At 60.8% G+C, this 21279-nt stretch carries 20 protein-coding genes and 4 tRNA genes; 15 read left to right on the forward strand and 9 right to left on the reverse strand.

The features are described from left to right. The 3 genes from KF712_03865 to KF712_03875 are packed head-to-tail and all read left to right on the forward strand — an operon-like array spanning position 1 to position 2993. Positions 1-987 (forward strand): hypothetical protein, encoded by a 987-nt coding sequence (locus tag KF712_03865; protein MBX3740104.1) that lies wholly within the window; start codon positions 1-3, stop codon positions 985-987. 18 nt (positions 988-1005) lie between these two features. Then, positions 1006-2124 (forward strand): hypothetical protein, encoded by a 1119-nt coding sequence (locus KF712_03870; GenBank protein MBX3740105.1) that lies wholly within the window; start codon positions 1006-1008, stop codon positions 2122-2124. Continuing rightward, positions 2121-2993 (forward strand): restriction endonuclease, encoded by an 873-nt coding sequence (locus tag KF712_03875; protein MBX3740106.1) that lies wholly within the window; start codon positions 2121-2123, stop codon positions 2991-2993. The genes KF712_03870 and KF712_03875 overlap by 4 nt, the downstream gene beginning before the upstream one ends. 91 nt (positions 2994-3084) lie before the next feature. Here KF712_03875 and ggt read toward each other — a convergent pair whose 3' ends face one another. After that, positions 3085-4755 (reverse strand): gamma-glutamyltransferase, encoded by a 1671-nt coding sequence (gene ggt / locus KF712_03880; GenBank protein ID MBX3740107.1) that lies wholly within the window; start codon positions 4753-4755, stop codon positions 3085-3087. A gap of 322 nt (positions 4756-5077) precedes the next feature. Between ggt and KF712_03885 the strand changes: the two genes are divergently transcribed. The 6 genes from KF712_03885 (at position 5078) to KF712_03910 (ending at position 10577) form a co-directional block, all read left to right on the forward strand. Then, positions 5078-5154: transfer RNA gene (locus tag KF712_03885), tRNA-Asp, on the forward strand. Between the two features lie 234 nt (positions 5155-5388). Next, a tRNA-Ser gene (locus tag KF712_03890) sits at positions 5389-5478 on the forward strand. A 174-nt stretch (positions 5479-5652) separates the two neighbouring features. Further along, positions 5653-5723 (forward strand) — tRNA-Gln (locus tag KF712_03895). A 422-nt stretch (positions 5724-6145) separates the two neighbouring features. Then, complete coding sequence (locus KF712_03900; GenBank protein ID MBX3740108.1) at positions 6146-7741, forward strand: hypothetical protein; 1596 nt, start codon at positions 6146-6148, stop codon at positions 7739-7741. Between the two features lie 28 nt (positions 7742-7769). Next, a complete protein-coding gene (locus KF712_03905) occupies positions 7770-9317 on the forward strand; it encodes an FAD-dependent oxidoreductase (protein ID MBX3740109.1) in 1548 nt (515 codons plus the stop codon). Positions 9318-9329: 12 nt separating this feature from the next. After that, positions 9330-10577 carry an MFS transporter gene (locus KF712_03910; GenBank protein ID MBX3740110.1) on the forward strand — a complete coding sequence of 416 codons (1248 nt, stop codon included), beginning with the start codon at positions 9330-9332 and terminating at the stop codon, positions 10575-10577. Between the two features lie 94 nt (positions 10578-10671). Here KF712_03910 and KF712_03915 read toward each other — a convergent pair whose 3' ends face one another. The 8 genes from KF712_03915 to recN form a co-directional block, all read right to left on the reverse strand. After that, positions 10672-11343, reverse strand: a complete 672-nt coding sequence (locus KF712_03915) for a hypothetical protein (protein ID MBX3740111.1) — start codon at positions 11341-11343, stop codon at positions 10672-10674. A 189-nt stretch (positions 11344-11532) separates the two neighbouring features. Next, a complete protein-coding gene (locus KF712_03920; GenBank protein MBX3740112.1) occupies positions 11533-11904 on the reverse strand; it encodes an Hsp20/alpha crystallin family protein in 372 nt (123 codons plus the stop codon). Between the two features lie 26 nt (positions 11905-11930). Beyond that, positions 11931-12308: an Hsp20/alpha crystallin family protein gene (locus tag KF712_03925; GenBank protein ID MBX3740113.1), complete on the reverse strand. Its 378-nt coding sequence runs from the start codon at positions 12306-12308 to the stop codon at positions 11931-11933. Between the two features lie 192 nt (positions 12309-12500). Then, positions 12501-12974, reverse strand: coding sequence for an arsenate reductase ArsC (locus KF712_03930; protein ID MBX3740114.1), 474 nt, complete (start codon positions 12972-12974; stop codon positions 12501-12503). Beyond that, positions 12935-13633 carry an aquaporin gene (locus KF712_03935; protein MBX3740115.1) on the reverse strand — a complete coding sequence of 233 codons (699 nt, stop codon included), beginning with the start codon at positions 13631-13633 and terminating at the stop codon, positions 12935-12937. Before KF712_03935 ends, KF712_03930 begins: the two co-directional genes overlap by 40 nt. Beyond that, complete coding sequence (locus tag KF712_03940) at positions 13630-14022, reverse strand: winged helix-turn-helix transcriptional regulator (protein ID MBX3740116.1); 393 nt, start codon at positions 14020-14022, stop codon at positions 13630-13632. Before KF712_03940 ends, KF712_03935 begins: the two co-directional genes overlap by 4 nt. A 110-nt stretch (positions 14023-14132) precedes the next feature. Further along, complete coding sequence (locus KF712_03945) at positions 14133-14651, reverse strand: RimK/LysX family protein (GenBank protein MBX3740117.1); 519 nt, start codon at positions 14649-14651, stop codon at positions 14133-14135. Between the two features lie 2 nt (positions 14652-14653). Then, the gene (recN, locus tag KF712_03950) at positions 14654-16303 is read right to left on the reverse strand and encodes a DNA repair protein RecN (protein ID MBX3740118.1); all 1650 of its coding nucleotides are present in this window, start codon (positions 16301-16303) and stop codon (positions 14654-14656) included. A gap of 73 nt (positions 16304-16376) precedes the next feature. On the opposite strand from recN, the gene KF712_03955 reads away from it, so the two are divergent. From KF712_03955 to KF712_03980, 6 genes are all read left to right on the forward strand, one after another. Then, positions 16377-17183: an MBL fold metallo-hydrolase gene (locus tag KF712_03955; protein MBX3740119.1), complete on the forward strand. Its 807-nt coding sequence runs from the start codon at positions 16377-16379 to the stop codon at positions 17181-17183. 37 nt (positions 17184-17220) lie between these two features. Continuing rightward, complete coding sequence (locus KF712_03960) at positions 17221-17637, forward strand: hypothetical protein (GenBank protein MBX3740120.1); 417 nt, start codon at positions 17221-17223, stop codon at positions 17635-17637. A 49-nt stretch (positions 17638-17686) separates the two neighbouring features. Beyond that, on the forward strand, positions 17687-19285 hold the full coding sequence (locus KF712_03965) for a TIGR03790 family protein (GenBank protein MBX3740121.1): 1599 nt from the start codon (positions 17687-17689) through the stop codon (positions 19283-19285). A gap of 37 nt (positions 19286-19322) precedes the next feature. Beyond that, positions 19323-20696 (forward strand): DUF2851 family protein, encoded by a 1374-nt coding sequence (locus tag KF712_03970; protein ID MBX3740122.1) that lies wholly within the window; start codon positions 19323-19325, stop codon positions 20694-20696. Then, complete coding sequence (gene thiS / locus KF712_03975) at positions 20693-20905, forward strand: sulfur carrier protein ThiS (protein MBX3740123.1); 213 nt, start codon at positions 20693-20695, stop codon at positions 20903-20905. Before KF712_03970 ends, thiS begins: the two co-directional genes overlap by 4 nt. Before the next feature lie 119 nt (positions 20906-21024). Next, positions 21025-21099 (forward strand) — tRNA-Asn (locus KF712_03980). The last annotated feature ends 180 nt before the right edge of the window (positions 21100-21279 follow it).

Genomic DNA, 21279 nt, shown 5'->3' on the forward strand with positions numbered 1-21279 from the left:
ATGAATGATGATGAGATGTGGAGCTGGTGTCAACCCTGTAACAGGGAAAATTTCCTTGTTACGAAAAACCATTTTTTCGTTGGATCTGGCCCAAATTTAGGTAATCTGCTTTTTAAGCTGGCTCTGTTAGTTCGTATATCGAGAATGGGAGCTATGGCGTTTAAGATTACGGAGGTCTTCGGCTATTCTGTCGAGGATACTAGCCCGGAAGCCCTAAGATCTCGGATCGAAAAACCGTGTCCATTTCAAACGGCGGGAACTCGATGCACCAAGGTATCGATTTCAGATCCATTGGGTGTGTGTATGTTTGGTGATTCTCACGTAGGAACACCAGTGTGTCCTGTCCGTTTCATCCAAAATAACCAGATGTTTGTGGATGTCGCTAGATTGGCGTTTGGAAGAGATAAAAAAATTGTGATAAGGCCTGAGCTCAGAATACTTCGCAAGGAGAACGGAAAAAAAGCAGGCAAAGTGGATTACATTATTGCCGCAGTTGGGTCGGAGGGGCGACCATCTGATTTCTGCGCGTTAGAAGTGCAGGCGGTATACGTTTCGGGGAGTTCTTATTACCCTTTATTCCGGGATTTTCTTGCGACTGGAATCCCTCCGGAGCAATATAGAGGGATGGACTGGCTTTCTAGTCGAAAGAGGTTGATTTATCAGCTTAATCTCAAAGTTCCAGTGTTTCGGCGTTGGGGTAAGAAGTTTTTCGTTGCAGTAGACCGTCAATTTTTTAATGCGCTTCCTCAAATGAAGAGGGTTCAGGATATTGAAAATAGTGAGGTGACATGGGTTCTGTATGATTTTAAGAAAGAGGGTGTGAATACTGGATTTGGAATCAGTCCTCCTGAGTTTTATTTTACTGAGTGGGCTGATGTCGAAGTGGCTTTGCGTGAAGGCGTGCCTCCTCGCCAACAAGAGATCCTTGATGATGTTTACTCGGCGATGATCAGGAGGAGATTTCCTCTGCCTGTATTTGATATATAATAAAAAAGATTTCAAAAAATGAATTTTAATTCACTTGATATCCCTTCTGAAAGATTGCTTTTGGATCCTAATAATTATCGGTTTCATGATTTGGCGACTTATCGTCCTGTTCCTAATCATGCTAGATATCCTGAGGGGGGTGTGCAAGAGCGTGCTTTGGCTCTCCTACAGACTACGGATTCTTTCGATCTTGAAAGTTTGAAAGATTCTATTACGTCAAACACTTATGTTCCATTGGAGCGAGTTGTGGTAGAACTGTTTGATGGTGAGGGTGAGGAAGCGCGCTACCTCGTGGTGGAGGGTAATCGTCGTGTTGCTGCGGTTAAAACTTTACTTGCGGAGCAGGCTGCAGGGTCCGCTGATATCCCTGAGGCAACTCTCTTGAGTATCGCTACGATACCTTCTATCGAAATCACGGGTACCCCTGAGGAACGGCATGCCTATAAGCAGAAACTTATGGCAATTAGGCACGTTGCTGGAATCAAAGAGTGGGGTCCATATCAGCAAGCTAAATTGGTGGTGGAGCTCTATGAGCAAAATCAAAATTTTAGCCTGGTGGCTCAGGAGATCGGTATCACCTCCCGAGAGGTGGCTCGACGTTATCGGGCAAGTAAAGCTCTCCAGCAGATGGAAGAGGATGAAGAAATGGGAGAGTACGCTAGCCCTAAGCTCTATGCGCTCTTTCATGAAGCTATGGCCCAACCGCTAATTCGCGAATGGCTGGGATTTTCAGATATCTCTTTTACCGCTGTTAACGAAGAAAACCGAGAAGCATTTTATGAGCTTTTAAGTCCTAGGTCTTTTGAGGGTGAAACATTACCCCCTAAGCTATCAACGGCTCGCCACGTCCGAGCCATTCGAAGTATCGTAAATCATCCAACCGCTTTGGCCACGCTATTAGAACCGGAACGGTTGTTAGAGGATGCTATTCGTGAATCGGAAGTGGAAAATACCCCCGATGATCAAGCGGCTGGAGAGAGGGCGCTTTCACAAGCTTTGCGTGCTTTGAGGCTGCCTGGCTTCGACGTCTGGTTTGATCCTACTGCACGGGCACGAATTTTATTTTCTGAATTGAGGACACTCGTGGACCGCCTTAACACCGTGATGCCTAATGTAACTCTCCCGCCAGGAGAATGAATCTTATCGATTTATTAGAGCGAGTTGAGTGCGTCATTGGTCTTCAGGGGCATCCGCGAACTCTTCGGCAAGTTTTGGAGGCCGAAATGTTGGGATATTTCGGACTGCTCCCTATTCACGCTGCAGAGCAAGCAGAGGCCTTTGAAAAGCGGATTCAGCAACGTATAGTTGAGAAACAGCGGGAGATGGAATCTACCGGTGTGATCCCAGTAGTGGTGTTGCATCATGCAAACAATAGAAGAGTTGTAGGTTCTTGTTGGATCGATCCTGATGATGATGAAAGTGTCGTCGCTGCAAAGCAGGGAAGGGCTTGGGCGGGTCAAATTCTTGAAGCCCTTCGGCAATTGACCCCGGAGGAATTTGAGAAATTCGGGTCAAGAATCCTCAAGGAATTGGGGGCGGAGCAAGTCAGGGTTACGCGACGATCTGGCGACAATGGTGTGGATTTCTATGGTTACTTGTCATTGGGGGGAGTTATGATGCATCCACCTGCTATTTGCCAGCTTGCTCATAATATTCAGCTCTTATTTGCTGGGCAGGCCAAACACTATCCTAACAGCGCTATTGGTCCTTCAACTATACGCGAAATGATTGGTGCGATAGCGCTTGCAAGATTCAGTGTTTATTCTTCGGATCCAGATTTTTTCGAGGAGTTCAAGCTCCTTCCCTATAATCCCCTCCTGGCATTGGTTTTCACCACAGGGCGTTTTACAAAAGGGGCATTGGAGATTGCTAATGCGGCAGGTGTGATTGCACGTTCAGGAATTCAACTTGCTATCTTTCTGGCAGATCGCAATGTTGGAATAGTAAAAGAAGGGGGGATTGCTACTTTCGTGCCGGAGCGCTTCACAGACTGGTTAAATGACTGAGTAAGTATTATCGCAGTTTCATTTAAATTTGATTGAATATTAGATAGATGACGTGGTACGCCGAATGTTCTTCGCATTTTAGACGACTGCCTCACCACCCCGCCGCCTTGCCCTTCACCCGCGGATCACTCGCCCCACCAAAAGAGCCGCCATCTTTCCCGACGATCTGGGAGACGCCGAAGGTATCCACGGGCTGGAGCTTGTGGCCTTTGGCGCGGAGTTTTTCCTGAATGGCCTTCGGCAGCGAATTCTCCACGCGGAGGGTGTCGGGTGCCCATTGGTGGTGGAAGCGAGGGCGGGCGAGGGCTTCCTTCAGCGGCAGCTTGAGATCGATGACGCTGATGAGATTGAGCACGGTCTGGCTGATGATGGTGGGGCCGCCGGCGGCGCCGAGGGAGAGGAGGGGATTTCCCGCGGGATCGAGGACGATGGTGGGGCTCATGGCGGAGAGCGGGCGCTTGCCGGGCTCGACCTTGTTCGCGTCCCCGCCGATGAGGCCGAAAGCGTTCGGCACGCCGGGCTGGATGGAGAAGTCATCCATCTCGTTGTTCAGCAGCACGCCGGTGCCGGGGACGATGACCTTGCTGCCGTAGGTGGTGTTGATGGTGGCGGTGATGGCCACCCAGTTGCCCTCGGCATCCGCCGCGGAGAAGTGGGTGGTGTGCTTGCCGAAGACATTCGTCTCCCACTCCGGCGGCAGCCCGTGCTTCGCCACCGGCATCGCCCGCGCGGGGTCGATCCGCCTTGCCAGTTCCTTGCCGTAGGAGGCATCCGCGAGGCCCTTCGGCACCTTGGTGAAATCCGGATCGCCCAGCCAATGGGCGCGGTCGGCGAAGGCCAGCTTCATCGCCTCCGCGATGGTGTGGATGCGGTCCGCCTCCTCCATCCCGGCGAGGTCGAAGTTCTCCACGATGTTGAGGATCTGCGCGACATGGACGCCGCCGGAGCTGGCGGGCGGGAAACCATAGATCCGGTGGCCGCGGTAAGTGGACACCACCGGCTCGCGCAGCTTGATCGAGTAACCGGCGAAGTCGGCGGCGGTCATGATGCCGCCGTTTTCCTTCATCCACGCGCCGATCTTTTCCGCGACGGGGCCTTTGTAGAAATAGTCCGGTCCCTGGTCCGCGATGCCCTGGTAGGTGGCGGCGAGATCACCCTGGACCAGCAAGGTCCCGGCGGGGTGGGGCTTTCCATCGGCATCCAGGAACACCTTCCGCGAGCCGTCGAATTTCCGCAGGTCCTCCACGTTGCGCGTGAGCTTCCGGACCTCCGCATCGCCGATGCGGTAGCCATCCCGCGCGGCACGGATACCCGGCGCGAGGTGCTCCGCGAGCGGCTTTTTCCCGAACTTCGCCACGGCATGCGCATACGCCGCCAGTGCTCCCGGCACGCCGGACGCCAGCGCGCCCGTCTGGCTCAGGTTGGTGTCCGCCTTTCCATCCACCAGATACATGTCCGGCCGCGCCGCGGCGGGGGCCATCTCCCGGCCATCGATGGCATGCACCGTTCCATCCGCCAGCCGGATGAGGATGAAGCAGCCGCCGCCGATCCCGGAGTTCGACGGATCCACCACGCCCAGCGTCAGCCCCGCCGTGACGGCGGCATCGATGGCATTGCCACCGGATTTCATGATCTCCACCGCCGCATCCGTGGCGATGGGGTGGACGGTGGCCACCACGCCTTTGGTGAAAACGGCCGCTTCCTTTCCATGGACAGGCAGGAGCGTGGCGGCGAAGACGGCGAGGTGGGAAAGACGGAACATGGCGGAGGAATGGCTTTGCGTCATTAGACCGCCGGGAGAGCGAATGTGCAAGGGGAGGGGCGCGCTCCGATGGGTAGCGTCGTGGCTGCGCCATGACGGCTGGGCAAGCGCACCATTGCCCTGCCACTCCACCTCGAATGGATGGCATCAAACGGACACCTGATCGGAGAGGCCCGGAGAGATTCGGAATCGAAAGAGGGTGGTGAAAATTCCCCACCGTCGTGGCGCAGCCACGCCGCTACGATGAATCTGTTAGATCCTCCGTAAAAAAGGATTGCGCGAACCCAGTCACGCTATTAACCCTGCGCCCCCGAACGGGGATGGAGCGGTAGCTCAGTTGGTTAGAGCGCCAGCCTGTCACGTTGGAGGTCGCGGGTTCGAGCCCCGTCCGCTCCGCCATCCCTGTTCTTCGCCCCCCGTAGCGTCATGGCTGCGCCATGACGGGTGTGCGGATGGGTGCGATCTTGCGATCCGTTATTCCACGGATGTCTCCTTTTGGATGCAGCTTCGCCACGGGTGATGAGTTCACCCCCAGGATGGCCCAGCCACATTTCCTTGGCTCCGCCGGGCACACAAATTGAGAGAACACTTTACAACCAGAGCGCGGTTGCTAACTTCCGCGTCCCGGAGAAAGGAGAGGTGGCTGAGTGGTCTAAGGCACCCGATTCGAAATCGGACGTGGGGTAATACTCACCGTGGGTTCAAATCCCACCCTCTCCGCCATTTTTGTTGGATCGCGTGCCTGCGTGATGGAGCGGATGACGCTCCAATTCTTACCTCCATCGCCCGATTCAGACGCTGCTGGGGAAAAGATTGGATCGGTTGAATTTCCCTGTTGCCAAACCCGTCGGTCGCAGCATAATTTCTGCCCGCCGCGAGGCCGAAAGGCTTCGGAAAAGCCTCATAGTGTAACGGTAGCACACCGGATTTTGATTCCGTTCGCCTAGGTTCGAATCCTAGTGAGGCTACTTTTCCGATCGCTCCCAACAACCGATGTTGGTTTCAGAGCAAGCGGCGATCACGGGGTCCACGATAGACTCGTTTTTTGTGCCCGGACTCCTCGCTCCGCTGCAAAGTCTGACTTGAGCCACGGATGGACGCGGATGGACACGGATGGACACGGATGAAAACAGTGAGAGGCGGGTTGCCCCAAGCGGCAAAGCCGCTCCTGAAACCCGGTAGGGCTGGACCGGCCCCGGTCCGCCGTGGCTTTTGGCGCGGAGGCCAGGGATGATCGCTAATCCAACCGCTCCGCGGCGAGTGTCGGCCTTACAGCTTTGGCGCGGCGGGCCGCCAAGCGCTGCCATTTTCCGATGGGCATCCGGGACATGCACCCGTGTAACGGGGCCATGGCAGGAAACGGCGGTCCCGTGCATGCTCCGCACCAGCAATGAGAACGAAATTTTCATCCATGATGGGCATGCTGGCCGCGCTGGGCCAGGTATGTTTCGCGCAGGGTTACCAAGCTTCGGTGGAGATCGACACCGCGCGGGTCACAGGTAAAATCGAGCAGGACATCTACGGCCAGTATCTGGAGCATGTGGACGAGGCTGACGAGTGCATCTACCCGTCGATCTGGGACAACACCTCGCCGAAGTCCGATGCGATGGGCTTGCGGAAGGATGTGATGGCGGCGGTGCGGGATCTCAAGGTGCCGGTCGTGCGCTGGCCGGGTGGTTGCTTCGCGGACGTGTATCATTGGGAAAACGGCATCGGGCCGCGGGACAAGCGTCCCGTGCTGCCGAACAAGCACTGGGGTGGGAATGAGTCCCACCAGTTCGGCACGGATGAGTTCCTGCAATGGTCCGCCCAGGTGGGGACCACGCCGTATGTGAACGTGAACCTCGGCTCGGGCACGTTGGATGAGGCGTTGCGCTGGCTGGAGTATTGCAATGGCCCGGCGACATCGGAGCAGGGGAAACGCCGTGCAGCCAACGGCCACGCCGCTCCCTACAACGTGCCTTACTGGGGCATCGGCAACGAAACGTGGGGACCATGGGAAACCGGCCACACGGACGCGGTGACCTACTCGAAGATGCTGGCGGAGTGGGCCACGGCGATGCGCAAACAGGACCCTTCCATCAAGATCCTCGCCGTTGGCTCGAACGCCGGCTCCGATCCGAAGTGGGACCGTGAGGTGCTGAAGCAGGCGGGGGACAAGATCGACTACCTGACCCTCCACGCCTACGGCAGTTCCGTGAACGACCAGCCGGACGAGTATGAGGCGGTCGTCTTCACCGCGGAATACTTCGACTTCGCCATCCGCCGGATGCTGAAAACCATCGATGACCACAAGGCGGAGACCGGCCTGAAGAACGATGTGCGGATTTCCATGGATGAATGGAACATCCGGCACTTCGCGACGGGGAAGGGGGACTTCAAGAAGAACCTGCGGCGGAAGGATCCGCGGAACGTGGAGGACATGATGTTCGTGGCGGGGACCCTGAACGTCATGGTGCGCCACAGCCCGCGGGTGGCGATGGCGAACTACGTCTTCCTCATCAACGGCCATGCGCCGATGCTGGTGAATGCGGAGGGCGTGGTGAAGACACCGCTCTACCATGTTTTCCGCCAATATGCGGAATGGATGAACGGCAGCGCGCTGGAGGTGAAGGCGGACAGCCCCGTGGTGACCACCCCGCCGCCCAGGACGGGAGGCATGACGCACAAGAACTTCCCGAAAAACTACGACCGGAAGGAAGCCCCGCTGCTGGACACCGCCGCGGCCCTGAGGGCGGATGGCACGCTGGTCATCAGCCTCATCAACCGCCACGGTGCGGATGCCGCGGAGGTCGCGCTGAAACTGCCCCCGGGCTATCAGGTGAAGCGCTCATGGACCATGGGCGATGCCGACGCGAAGGCGGTGAACGATTTCACCAATCCGGAGCGGGTCATGCCGGTCGAAACGGAAGTAACGGAGCCGGCGGCCTCATGGATGTGCGCGGCGCGGAGCGTGGTGCTGCTCTCCTGCGAGAAGGTGAAGTGAGCAAGGCAATCTAACAGAAATCAGCAAGATGGACCATCAAGGAGCGGGGACTGCGGTCCCGGAGAAAGTCGGAGCCGCCGTGGAGCGGGGAACCTATGTGGAGGAACCGGCGCGGCAGGTGCCCGTCACCCATGAACCGGATGTGCTGGTCATCGGCGCGGGGCCGGCGGGGATCGGCGCGGCGGTGGCCGCTGCGCGGAACGGGGCGAAGGTGCTGCTGGTGGAGCGTTACGGCTTCCTCGGCGGAAACCTGACCGCGGCGATGGTGAACCCGATGTTCACCTTCCATGACATCCACGGGGAGCAGGTCATCCGCGGGATCGCCGGGGAGGTGGTGGACCGTCTGGTGGAGATCACCGCGTCACCGGGCCATGTCACGGACCTCACTTTCGACAACGCGTCGATGACTCCCTTCGATCCGGAGGGGATGAAGCTGCTGCTGTTCGACATGACGGAGGGCGCGGGGGTGGAGCTGCTGCTTCACAGTGTCTTCGCGGATGCCGTGGCGGTGGATGGGCGGGTGAGCCATGTCATCGTGGAGAACAAGTCCGGCAGGCAGGCCATCCGGCCGAAATTCGTCATCGACTGCTCCGCGGATGCGGATGTGGTGGCCAGGATCGGCGCGCCGTTCGTGAAAGGCCGGGAGAGCGATGGCGCGATGCAGCCCGTCACGCTGTTCTATCGCATCGGCGGGGTGGACTACGATAATCTCCGTAGATGGATGAAGGCGAATCGCTCCGAGCTGAAGGACGCGCCCAGCGATGAGGAGATCGACTCCAGCGGCACGCTCGCTTTCCTGGGGCTGACGGATCTGGTGAAAAAGGCGGTGGCCGCGGGAGAGTTCCCGGCGGATGCCGCGCCGCGGATCCTGATGTACCAGTTGCCAAAGGAAGGGCAGATCGCCGTGAACTGCACCAGGTTGCAGGGCATCGACGGCACGCGGGTGGAGGATCTGACGCGGGCGGAGGTCATCACCCGCAGACAGGCATGGCAGATCCATCAGTTCCTGCGGAAGCATGTCGGTGGCTTCGAAGATTCCTACATCGTGGATTCCGGGGTGCAGGTGGGGGTGCGTGAGACGCGCCGCATCGTGGGGGACTACACGATGGTGGAGGAGGATGTGCTGGGCAGCCGGGCGTTCACGGATGGCATCGCGTGCGGGACGTTCGCCATCGACATCCATCCGCCGGATGGAAAGCAGCAGATCTTCACCGGCTCCGGAAAGTCAGTCTATGAGATCCCCTACCGCAGCCTGCTGCCACAGGGGGTGGACAACCTGCTGGTGGCGGGGCGCTGTATTTCCGCGACGCACAATGCCTTCGGCTCCATCCGGGTGATGGCGACCGCCATGGGCATCGGCCAGGGCGCGGGCACGGCGGCGGCGCTGGCGGTGCGGGATGGCATCCCGTCCCGGGAGGTGGATGTTTCCGAAGTGAGGCGGCGGTTGCTGGAGCAGGGGCAGTATCTGCTGGAAGCGGACACCCCCTCCGCAAAGAATGAGGGGCTGCGGCTGGAACGCGCGATGGGATCCGGAGCGCAGGCGAGCCACCACAATCCATTCGGGAAAAACTCCTGATCCCCGTCATCCATGTCCGGAACACCGCCGCCCGCCACCATTCCCCCCATTGTCCGGAGGGATCTGAGATGGCGTTGGGTGATCCTCGTGATGTTGTTCATCTCGACGTTCCTCAACTACTTCGACCGGCAGACGCTCTCGGTGCTGAAACCGGTGATCAAGGCGGAGTTCGGCCTGGATGACCGGGGGTATTCCCACATCGTGATGGCGTTCCTCATCACCTACATGTTCGCCTACACGCTGGGCGGACGGTTCGTGGACAAGGTGGGGAGCCGTATCTCGATGACCGCCTTTGTCGGCGTGTGGTCGCTGGCGAATGTTTTCACGGGACTGTCGCAGACGCTCGGGCAGCTCACCATCTGCCGCGTGGTGCTGGGCGCGGCGGAGCCGGGGAACTATCCGGCGGCCCTGCGGGTGGCTGCCACCTGGTTTCCGGCACGGCTCCGCGGATTCGCATCGAGCTTCTACCAGGCCGGATCCGCGACAGCGGCGGTGGTGGCGATGCCGATGATCGCCTTCATGGCGTATCACTGGGGGTGGCGGGCGACCTTCGTGGTGCCCGGCGTCATCGGCATCCTGTGGGCGGTCGGCTGGTGGTGGATCTACCGTCAGCCGGCGGCGGAATACATGCCGCGGGATGAGGCGAAGGAATCGGTGAAAGTGCCATGGAGCGCGTTGCTGAAAAACCGGAACCTCCGGGGCATCGTGCTGGCCCGGATGACCAGTGACCAGGTGTGGTATTTCTGCCTGTTCTGGATGCCCGGTTACTTGCAGGAAAACCTCAATCTCAGCCTGATCCAGGCGGGCCTCATCGGGTGGGTGCCTTTCCTTTGTGCGGATCTGGGCGGGGTGGCGAGTGGTGTCGCCTCCGACCGGATGGTGACACGTGGGGCCGCGCCATGGCAGGCCAGGAAGCGCGTGCTGATGATGGCGGCCTTCCTCGCCCCGCTGGCGATGGTCATCCCGATGACGTCCCATCTATGGGTGGCGATCGTCGCGTTCTGCGCGGTGGCGGTGGTGTGCCAGGTCTGGCTGTTCAATCTGACCACGCTGGTGGCGGACGTGTTTCCGCGCAATACGGTGGCCAGCGTGCTGGGGATCTCCGGTTCCTTCGGCGCATTCGGCGGCTTGGTCAGCAACGTGCTGATCGGAAACTCCGTCGGTACCTTGGGATTCGTGCCCGTCTTCGTCGTGATGGGCTGCCTGCATCTGATCGCCGCGGCGCTGATCTCCCGCTACGTGCGGGTGGAGGAAACCTGACCGGCGGGAGCAGCGGGCATCAAAGGCGGAGCCAAACAAAAAGCCCGCCATTCCGGATGGCGGGCCTTTCCAGCGCAGCGTGCGGGGGTCCCGTTCAATGGGATCTCCTGCGGTGCAAGGGAACCAAGCCGCCAACGCACAGCATCAAGAGCCATGCGGACGGTTCCGGAATCACGGTGCCGTTCACGGAAAGATCATCCATACGGGTGAAGGAGGTCCAGTTGATGCCCGCACTGTCAAACATGACGATGCGGAAGTGTGCCGATCCGTCCACAGGAGCGGGGTTGTTGATCGGGATGGTGTACATCTTCCCGGGGGCCGCACTGCCGGTGACATTGAAGGTCGAGGTTCCGATGGTCTGGTAGCCGCTGCCAGTGTCGATCTGGAGTGCGAGTTCGTTCGCGGCGGTCGTGTCACCCGAATAGTTGGCCCAGAACGTGAAGTCAGTGAGAAGGAAGGAGGTGCCGGGGCTGGATGTCAGGGTGAAGGTGAAGAACGAATTGGCGGAAACGGCGGCCGGGATGGTGGTCGGCGCCGCGGAGGCCGTGACGAGTCCAAGGGCGGAAGCGCCCGATGGTCCGAAAGTGGCGGCGCTGGTCTGCGGGGTTCCCAACCCACTGCCATATGAGATGGCCGTGGCGGTGACGCCATTCACCGTGGGCAGGGTGTTCGGACCGTTGGCGAAGGCATAGTTGGCGAGGGTCGCGGCGGTGGAAACGCCGGGCAGGATGAGCAATGCGGTGGCCAGGAAGATCGGGGTTTTCATGTGATCATGGAATACCCCGGATCCTCATGCGTGGACATGGCACGGAAGCGCATGGGCATGTCCCGGATGCACACACGCCATCCCCATTGCTGTGGGATGGCGTGTGTTGAAGGTGACAAGGAGATGATGGGGATTCGGGGGCGGAGACACCCGTCTCCGCCCCCTCCCATGATGACCATCCCCTTGAAATCAGTTCACCAGTATGTTCCTGGCTTTCGCCTCTTCCTTCACTGGAATATACAACGTGAGGACGCCATTTTCCAGTCCGGCCCGGACATTTCCTCCGTCGAGTTTCGCGTCCAGTTGGAAGCCAAGCTCATAGGAAACCTTCAGCGGATGGTTCGAGTGCGTCTTCCAGTCGTCGGGGACTTCGGTCGTGCGGTTGGCTTCGAGCTGGAGGACGGATTGGTTGAGCGTCAGCTTCAGATCTTCCTTGCGGACTCCGGGCAGGGCGACCTGAAGGGTCACTCCGGATTCGGATACCTGCCTGGTGTAGGCGGGACGCTGGGTAGTGGCTTGGGCCTCCTTGGTGGCGCAGGCGGTGGCATTGTGATCGTTCATGATGAAAATGGTTGGGTGGGGTTGGATTACTGGATTTCGATGTCGAGCGGAGCTGGTGCTTCGGTCTTCGGAAGCGTGATCCGGAGGACGCCGTCCGCGAGCTTCGCGGTGATGCCGGCTTGGTCGATGCGGTTGCCGATCTTCCATTGGCGATCAACCTTCGCGCTGAACGGTCGGTCCGCCGGTGTCTCTCCGGTGAGGTGGAGCGTCCGGCCATTCGCCTTCAGATCGATGTTGTCCTTGGTGAAGCCGGGAAGATCCAGTTCGAGAACCCACGCTTCCGGGGTTTCATGGATGCTTTCGCGGGTGGCCGGTTGGCTTGCGAGCGCCCGGCCGGGGTTGAAGAAACGGTCGAGTTCGCTGAACCAGGAGAGATCGGGCTGCTGTCTTTGGAGGAAGTTCATATGATGGTGAATTCGTTGCCATCGGTATTGCAGGACGCGTGCAAGCTGCTGGGTATTGGTATTTATCACCGATAATCAAAGGGTTACGGATTCGTGACCGCATCCGCGGATAGCCAACTTATGGGAAAGAATGGCGCGATCCGGACGGATTGGCCGGGTAAGAATGGCGCGGTGCTGAAAAGGGGCGAATGGTCAGCCCAGTTCATCCTTCCGACCTGCAGCATAGGCTCCGAACACGGCCCGGATTTCATCCCTGACGCGGCGGAATACGGCCATCTGTTCTTCTTCCGTCCCTTGCGCATGGGCGGGATCTTCAAAGGGGAAATGATGGCGGTTCACCTGGCCGGGAAACATGGGACATGCTTGGTCCGCATTTCCGCAAACCGTGATGACGGTGCCGATGTCATCGTGGAGGAATTCATCCAGGTGCTTCGAGCGGTGGGAGCTGATGTCGATGCCGATCTCCGCGAGGGAACGGATGGCGAGTGGATGCACGTATCCTGCGGGCTTCGATCCGGCGCTCTCGATGCGGTGTGTCCCACCGAGCGAGGCGCGGAGGATCCCCTCCGCCATGTGGGAGCGGCAGGAATTTCCGGTGCAGAGGACGAGGATGGCAGGGCGCTTTTTCATGGGGCTGGTGGACTGGAGATCCCACGGCCGCAGCATCCCTCCCGCCGGAGGGTGGCGCAGAGCGGAACGGCGAGGACGGCACCGCACAAGGTGGCCGCCGGGTAGAGCCAGAGATGAAGGAGATGACCTCCGACGAGGGCAGGGGCGAGCGAGCGGGCAGGGTTCATGGAAGCCCCGGTGACAGGCCCGGCGAACAGCGCGGCCACTGCGACCGTTGCCCCGATGGCCAGGTCGGAGGTGATGCCATTCTCCTTTTCATCCGTCGGAACGCTGAGGATCACGAACACCAAGGCCGCCGTGATCATCGCTTCCAGCACGAACGCCTGGCCGATGCCGCTGGCGGGGACCGTCTCTCCGAGGGTGGGGGAGTCCGGGAAAAGGACCCGCAGCATGCCGCTCGCCGCGAATGCCCCGGCCAGTTGAACGGCGATGCAGGGGGCGACGAGAGACCAGCGAAAACGTCCCGCGACGGCCAGTCCGATGGTGACGGCGGGATTGAAATGGGTTCCCCCCGTATCCCTGAAAGTCCGGATCATGGCGAACACCACCAGCCCGAACACCAGCGAGACACCCACGTGGCCCATCCGACCGCCGGAAGTGTGATCCACGATGATCGCCCCCGTTCCGGCGAAGACGAGGAAGAACGTGCCCAGGAATTCCGGGATGAGATGGCGTGCGGGTGGCAGGGGTGTCATCGGGACGCGATGGATGATGGGTTGCGGACGCGGCCCTTCAGCCGCTGTGGTCCGGGACAGCAACTGCCCAGCCGCTGCGAAAGACGCGCATCCATCCGCCCGGTGTCATCCGAGAACTGGATGTCATCTTCCGTGGAGAGAGCCGCGATGCTGCGGATCAGTTTCAGGCAGTTGGAATGAACCCGGAAATACGTCCACTTCTCCACCTTCTCACTCTCCAGGAGATCGGCCTTCCGGATGATCTGGACATGGCTGGACACCGAGGACTGCGGCATTTCAAGGATGTCCGCCAGTTCGCAGACGCACAGTGGCTCCAGCATCACCAGACGGATGATCCGCCAGCGTATCGGATCGGCGAGCGCTTTGCTGAACTCCACGGGTGAGGGCATGCGGAAAGACCATCATGGATCCGGAATGACGTAACGACAAATTTCGTGACGAAAAATTCGGCTATGAATGAGTGGGTTCCCCGGATGGGGAATGGGGATGTCCTTTCTCCCTACAACTCCTTGAGCGGCCCGAGGAGGTGGGCGCTCTGGGAATCGATCAGGAACCAACCACTCAGCGCGCGGCGGCCAAGCAGCATCGGGCAGAGCATGACCGAGCGGTCATTCAGGCTGATCTGGATGGTCCACTCGAAGCCACCGGGAAGCACCGCCTTCGTCTCGATAAAAACGCGGCTGAACGCCTCGCCCGTGGAGCTTTTCACCCGGGCGATGCGGGACACCGCGCATTCGCAGTCGATCTTCCTCCGCCGGTGATTGATGGTGGTGAAGCGGACGGTCTTCTTGTCCTCGGACAATTGGAGGTTCTCCGCATGAAGGCTGCTGCTGCGCGCCCCGGTGTCCACCTTCGCCTTGAGCGGGGAGATTCCGAGATCCGGCAGGGCGATCCACTCCCGGCGGCCCATGATCAGGCGCGGCATGCCGGGGTTCTTCCACGGCAGGCCGAGGGACGCGGCGAGATCCCGGGAGGGAAGCTCGGTGCACTCGGGGACGGCCTTGTAGGTTCGGGACATCTTCAGGGATTGAGCAGGGAAATGGCCATGGCACGGGCCTGTTCGCCGCCGCCACCCAGCATGCGGACCAGCTCCTGGACGCGGGTTTCCCCGGTGACCTGATACAGGCGTGAGCGGGTGCGGCCGCCGGTGACTTCCTTCTCCACCACGAAGTGGTGCGCGGCGATGGCGGCGACCTGCGGAAAGTGGGTGATGGCCAGCACCTGGTGGCGTGTGCCCAGCGCGGCCATCTTCCGGCCCACCGCACGGGCGATCTCACCGCCCACGTTGGCGTCGATCTCATCGAACACCATCAGCGGTGTGGCATCCTGGTCGGCGAGCGCGGATTTCACGGCCAGCATGACGCGGGAAATTTCACCGGAGGACGCGATCTGGCGCAGCGGCAGCAGAGGCTCGCCCGGATTCGGGCCGAACTGGAAGTCGACACTCTCCATACCCTGCGCGCCGGGTTCGGTGAGGGAAATCAACGGGGCCTCGAACGAAGATTGCTTGAAGCCCAGATCCTTGAGCTGCGAGGCGATTTCCTTCGCCAGCTTCGGCGCGGCTTTCTTCCGTGCGGCGCTCACCGTCTTCGCGCTGGTTTCCACGGCAGCCCGTGCGGCTGCCAGTTCCTTTTCCAGAGTCTCCAGCTTCTCGGTGCGGTTCTCGATGTTGTCCAGCCGGGTCGCGGCGGCATCGCGGCGGGCGAGCACATCCTGCAGGGACGGGCCGTATTTCCGCTTCAGCGTCTCGATGACATTCACGCGCTCCTCGAGGGTCGCCGCCTCCGCGGGGTCGATCTCCAGTTCTTCGACATAGTCGGCCAGCGTCGCCTCCAGATCCTGGAGTTCCAGGGTGGCGGTCTCCAGCGAGCCGGTCCTTTCCGTGATCGACGGATCCAGCTTCTGCAGATCGCGGACGAGCTTCTGGATCTCGCCCAGTTTCTCCAGGATGCCATCCTCGCCGTTCAGCGCGGCGGCGGCGGCGGCGGCACTTTCCAGCAGCCGCGACGAATTCGACGCGCGCCGCCAGCGGTCCTCCAGATCGCTCTCGTCCTCCGGCTTCGGGTTGGCGTTGTTGATCTCCTCCAGTTGGTAGCGGAGCAGGTCGAGTTCCTGTTCGCTGGCGCTTTCCGCGTGGCGCAGCTCGTCCAGCTCCGCGGTCTTTTCCCGCCATGCGCGGTAGGTCTGGCGGTAGGCGGTGAGCGCGGGTTCCGCCCCGGCGTAGGCGTCCAGCATGGAAAGCTGGCGATCCGTGGAAAGCAGGGACTGGTGGTCGTGCGGGCCGTGGAGATCCACCAGATGCTCGCCGATCTTTTTCAGCAGGGAAAGGGTGACCGGGGAGTCATTCACGAACTGCCGGTTCACCGTGGTACCGATCACGCGACGGACGATGAGCTGCGTGTCATCGCAGGGAGAGAGGCCACCATCTTCCAGGATGGCGTTGATTTCCGCAGGGTCGGAAAGTTCGAACACCGCCTCCACGGAACAGGAGTCCTCTCCCGTCCGGATCAGCGACTTGTCCGCGCGTTCACCCAGGATGAGCTTCAGCGCGCCGACGATGACGGATTTCCCCGCACCGGTCTCTCCGGTCACGCCGATCAGCCCGGAGCCGAGTTCCCATACGAGTTCGTGGACGAGGGCGAGGTTGCGGATCTTGAGAAGGGTGAGCATGGGATGGACAACCGATAGATGAGGGGAAACCGGGCGGGTGATCAAGCGAACATGGAATAATGGGGTGGCGGAAATGGAACACGTTTGCGACGGTGGGCGGGTGGGGGAGTTTTCGCTGAAATTTCTGGGGACCGGAACATCGGTCGGGGTGCCGGTCATCGGGTGCGGATGCGGCGTCTGCCGCTCGGAGAATCCGAAGAACAAGCGCACGCGGGCGTCCGTGGTGGTCAACGCCGGGGAGTATTCGCTGTTGGTGGACACCGGGCCGGATCTCCGCACGCAGGCCCTGCGCGAGGGACTCACGCGGGTGGATGCCGTGCTCTACACCCACGCCCACATGGATCATGTGGTGGGGTTCGATGACCTGCGGGCATTCTGCTGGCGCAGGACCCAGCCCCTGCCCATCCATGCCTCCGCCGCCACGTTGGCGGATCTGAAGCGGATGTTCGCCTGGGCGTTCGCTCCGGAGAACAGCTATCCCGGCTACGTGAAGCCCGCCGGAGTGGTGATCGACGGACCTTTCCACTATGATGATCTGAGGATCACGCCGCTGCCTGTGAACCACGGCTCGGTGGACACCATGGGATTCCTCTTTGAATACCCCAGGGCAAAGAGCATGGCCTACATCCCGGATGTGAAGGTCATCCCGCCCGCCACCATCGCCCTCATGAAGGGGGTGGACGTCCTGATCGTGGACGCGCTCCGGAACGACCCGCACCCCACCCACTTTTCCGTGGGTGAGGCCCTCCATGTCGCGGAGGAAACGGAAGCCGCCGAGGTTTGGCTCACCCACCTGGGTCATGAGAACGATCATGGGAAGCTCTCAGCCGTCATGCCGGACCACGTGAAAGTGGCATGGGATGGGCTGGAACTGAGGTGACTTGATTTTCCTCCGGTAAAACGCTAGCGCTCCACTCATGGACATGAGGAAATTCCTGTCATTGGCGGGGGCGGTTCTGGCGGTTGCCGCGCCGCTGCGGGCGGAGTTGGCGCCGGAGGTTTATATCGAACTCCAGAACAAAGCCGCGGAAGTCCTGGAGATCCGGGTGGATGAGGTGGAGTCAAAGCCGAAAGGCCTGCTCGACAGATCCTCCTACACCGAGACGGTGAAAGCCACGGTCACCGGGGTGACGCGCACTCTTTCCGGTGCGAAAAAAGGGGATGCCATCACCATCATCTACCACAGACCCGTACCCGCGAAGGGCTGGGTCGGGGCGTCTCCACCTCCCCAACTGAAACAGGGCCGGGCATACACCGCCTGGCTGGCGAAGGGCGAAGGCGGAACCTTCTCCATTTCCGCGCGCGGCATGAGTTTCACGAGAATGGCGGATTGAGGACGGAGCGCCGGCTGGGGTGCCGCCAGAGTACATTCCGCGGTGTTGCATGCCAGACGGCTTGCAAGGCTCGGCGGAGCGGTCATCATTTGCCGGAGTGAGAAGGATCGTCCGGATTTGTCTTTGGTTGGTGGCCGTGCTGCCGGTTTCAGCGGAGGAACTGGACCCGCATTCCGTGGCGGTCCTATACAACAGCGCGGTCCCGGAGTCGAAGCAACTTGCGGACATCTTCCGCGAGGCACGCAATATTCCGGAGGGCAATCTCATCGGCCTGGAGATGCCCGTTGCCCAGGACATCAGCCGGGAAGACTACATCACGAAAATCCAGAATCCCCTGCGCGCGGAGTTCGACAAGCGGTCATGGTGGAGCCGGGGCAAGGATGCCAGCGGCGTGCTGCTGCCCACCTCCAATGACATGCGGGTGCTGGTCCTCATGAAGGGCGTCCCCCTGAAGATCCAGCCCGCGCCACTGCCGGAAGGATTCAAGGTGCCGGAAAATGATCCCATCGCAGGCCGGAACGAAGCCTCCGTGGACTCCGAACTGGCCATGTTCGGCGCGGAGGGACTGCCCATCCAGGGCGTCCTGAAGAATGCCTACTTTGGAAGCGAGAAGCCCATTTCGGAGAGCGCCTTTCCGTTCCTCATCCTCACCTCGCGGATCGACGGAGCCAGCTTCGCCACCTGCGAGCGGATCATCCGGGATGCCATCGAGGTGGAGAAGACAGGCCTGTGGGGCATGGCGTATGTCGATATCGCGAACAAGTTCCCGCAGGGGGATGAATGGCTGAACGCCATCGTCATCGAAAACCGGAATGCCGGCATCCCCACGGTGGTGGACCGCTTCGACGACACGCTGCCGATGAACTACCCGATGACGGATGCCGCGCTGTACTACGGGTGGTATGACTGGAACCTCAGCGGGCCATTCCTCAACCCCGCTTTCAAATTCCGGAAAGGCGCGGTGGCCATGCATCTCCACTCCTTCAGCGCGGACCAGTTGCAGGATCCCATGAAAAACTGGAGTGCCGGTCTTCTTGAGAAAGGCGCGGCGGCCACCATCGGCAATGTCTATGAGCCCTATCTCGGCCTGACCCATTATTTCGAGATCCTGCACAAGCGGCTCCTCGCCGGGCACACCTGGGTGGAGGCCTGCTGGATGTCCATCCCGGTGGCTTCATGGCAGGGCATCACGCTGGGAGATCCCTTTTACCGTCCCTTCCTCCATCTGGACAACACTGGAAAGATGGCCGCGGGTGACAATGATTTCCGTGCGCTGCGCGCCGCCGCCATGAAATGGCCGTCCGACAGCGCCACCCGGCAGAAGCAGTTGATGGGAGCGGCCGTCAGGATGAAAAGCGGCATCGTCTCGGAGGCCATCGCCCTGGAAGCCGTGGAAGGGGGGCGCATGGCGGAGGGCGCGCTCTGGTTCCGCAATGCGGAGGAGAATCACCAGGTTCCGCAGGACAAGCTGAGGCAGCGGCTCAACCTCGCGGCCATCGAGCGGAAAGAGGGCCGGAAGGACCTCGCCATCCGGGATCTCAAGGCGATCGGGGAAACCTACGGCTCTCTTCCCGAAGCCACCGCCGCGAAAGGCTGGCTCGACATCCTCGATCCTCCTGCCCCGCCCCCCGCCGCTCCGAAGCAATAATGCAGGGGATCAGATGGGAAAGCCCGGCATCGCATCCATGACCTACACCTTTCTGCTCGAGTCCGTCTGGCATCCGCCTCTCGCATTTGCGGAGACGGCTGGCCGGACACTGCCTCCTGAGCTGGAACTGCAGGCGCTGTGGTTCTCCGGAGCGTTCGGCAGGGATTTCCGCACCGTGGATGGACAGACGGTCAGGGTCGTTCAGTTCGGAGAATGGAATCGCGGGGCCGGACCGGACTTCCGCCAGGTCGCCATCGAGCTGGACGGGGAACTGAAAACGGGGGATCTGGAACTGGACACCTCCGCCGCGGATTGGGAGTGGCACCGCCACGGCTCGAACGAATCGTTCCGGGATGTCGTTCTCCACGTCAGCTTCCAGCCGGAGGCACGGCGCACCTATGTCCGCACCTGCGAGCACCGCGGCATCCCGCAGGTGCTCATTTCGTCCGCGCAGCTCGCGGATGCGCTCAACCGCCCGCAGCAGGAAGTCGCCATCGCCCGGCCCGGCCGCTGCGTGGCCCCGCTGCGCCACCTGCCCGCCGGAGCCGTGGAGCGGTTGCTGCGTGAGGCGGCGGAGCATCGTGCGGAACTGAAGGCCGCCCGCTACCGCCGGGTGGCGGATGTCCATGGCCCGGACGCCGCCCTCTTCCAGGCCACCGCGGAGACCCTCGGCTACCGGGGGAACTCCCTGGCCATGCGCATGCTCACCCAGCGCGTGCCGCTCACCGCCCTGGGCGCGGATGCCAACCGGACGGACGCCATCCTTTTCGGCGCCGCCGGATTCCTCTCCCCGGAACTCCACGAAAAAGCTCCCGAAGATACCCGCGAATATCTCCGCGACCTGTGGGAGAACTGGTGGCGGGAGCGGGCCTCCTATGAGGCCACCGCCGCGCGCGCCATCCCGTGGCGTTGTGGCGGCCAGCGCCCGGCGAACCACCCGCACCGCAGGATCGGCACCCTCGCCACCCTGGCGAGGAAATGGCCCACCTACCGGAAACTTGCGCTCGCACGGCCCTTCCAGCCGCGTCCGGTGATGGAGTTCCTCGAGGAACTGGAGCATCCCTTCTGGTCCCGCCGCCACACGCTCACCTCCGGCGCCTCCACCTCGAAGATCGCCCTCTTCGGACGCACCCAGGCGCTGGAATTGCTGGCGAACCATCTCATCCCGCTGGCCCTGCAGGACAAGGCCATCCCGTTCCGCGAATATCACAAGCTCCGCAGCTCCGCGCCGAACGAGAAAGTCAAACGCTGCGCCCTCCGCCTCTTCGGTTCCATGGAAGCGGCGGAGCCATGGCTCAAGCGCGTCGCCCACCACCAGGCGCTGCTCCAGATCTACCAGGACTTCTGTCTGGAGGATTTCTCGGACTGTGCGAACTGTCCCTTCCCCGAGCAACTTTCCCAATGGAGATGACCCCATCCATCACGATCACCCTCAACGGCAACTCCCACCCCATCGACCGTCCCATGACCCTCAGCGAGCTGCTGGACCACCTGGGCCTCGGCGGCAAGCCCGTCGTCATCGAAGTGGACGAGCAAGCCGTTTTTCCAAGGAACTACGCCACCACCGGAGTGGAGGAAGGCTCCCGTGTGGAGATCGTGACCCTCGCGGCAGGTGGTTGAGCAGGAGGGGAATGCACCGTGTGAAATATTTGATGCATTTGAACCATTTTTCCCTTGCGTGACACCGTCATCGCGTCGCATCGTCCGCCCGCGCCGCGCAAGCGGAAGCGAATGGAAAATCCGGTGTAGCTCAGCGGCAGAGCGGGTGGCTGTTAACCACTAGGTCGTTGGTTCGATCCCAACCGCCGGAGCCATCATAAAGACCTGAACCTCAAGGGGTTCAGGTCTTTATGATTTTTGGGTTCCTGAATTGTAGACACTATTTGTAGACACTTTTGAGATTGGCCCGGCTTGGTCGTGCTACACCAAGTCCAGAGGATGAGATCTGTTTTTGAAATTTCCCGGAGGTTCTGAATCTCGGATTCGAGCTTGTA

Source organism: Akkermansiaceae bacterium, assembly GCA_019634595.1.
Lineage (GTDB): Bacteria > Verrucomicrobiota > Verrucomicrobiia > Verrucomicrobiales > Akkermansiaceae > Luteolibacter.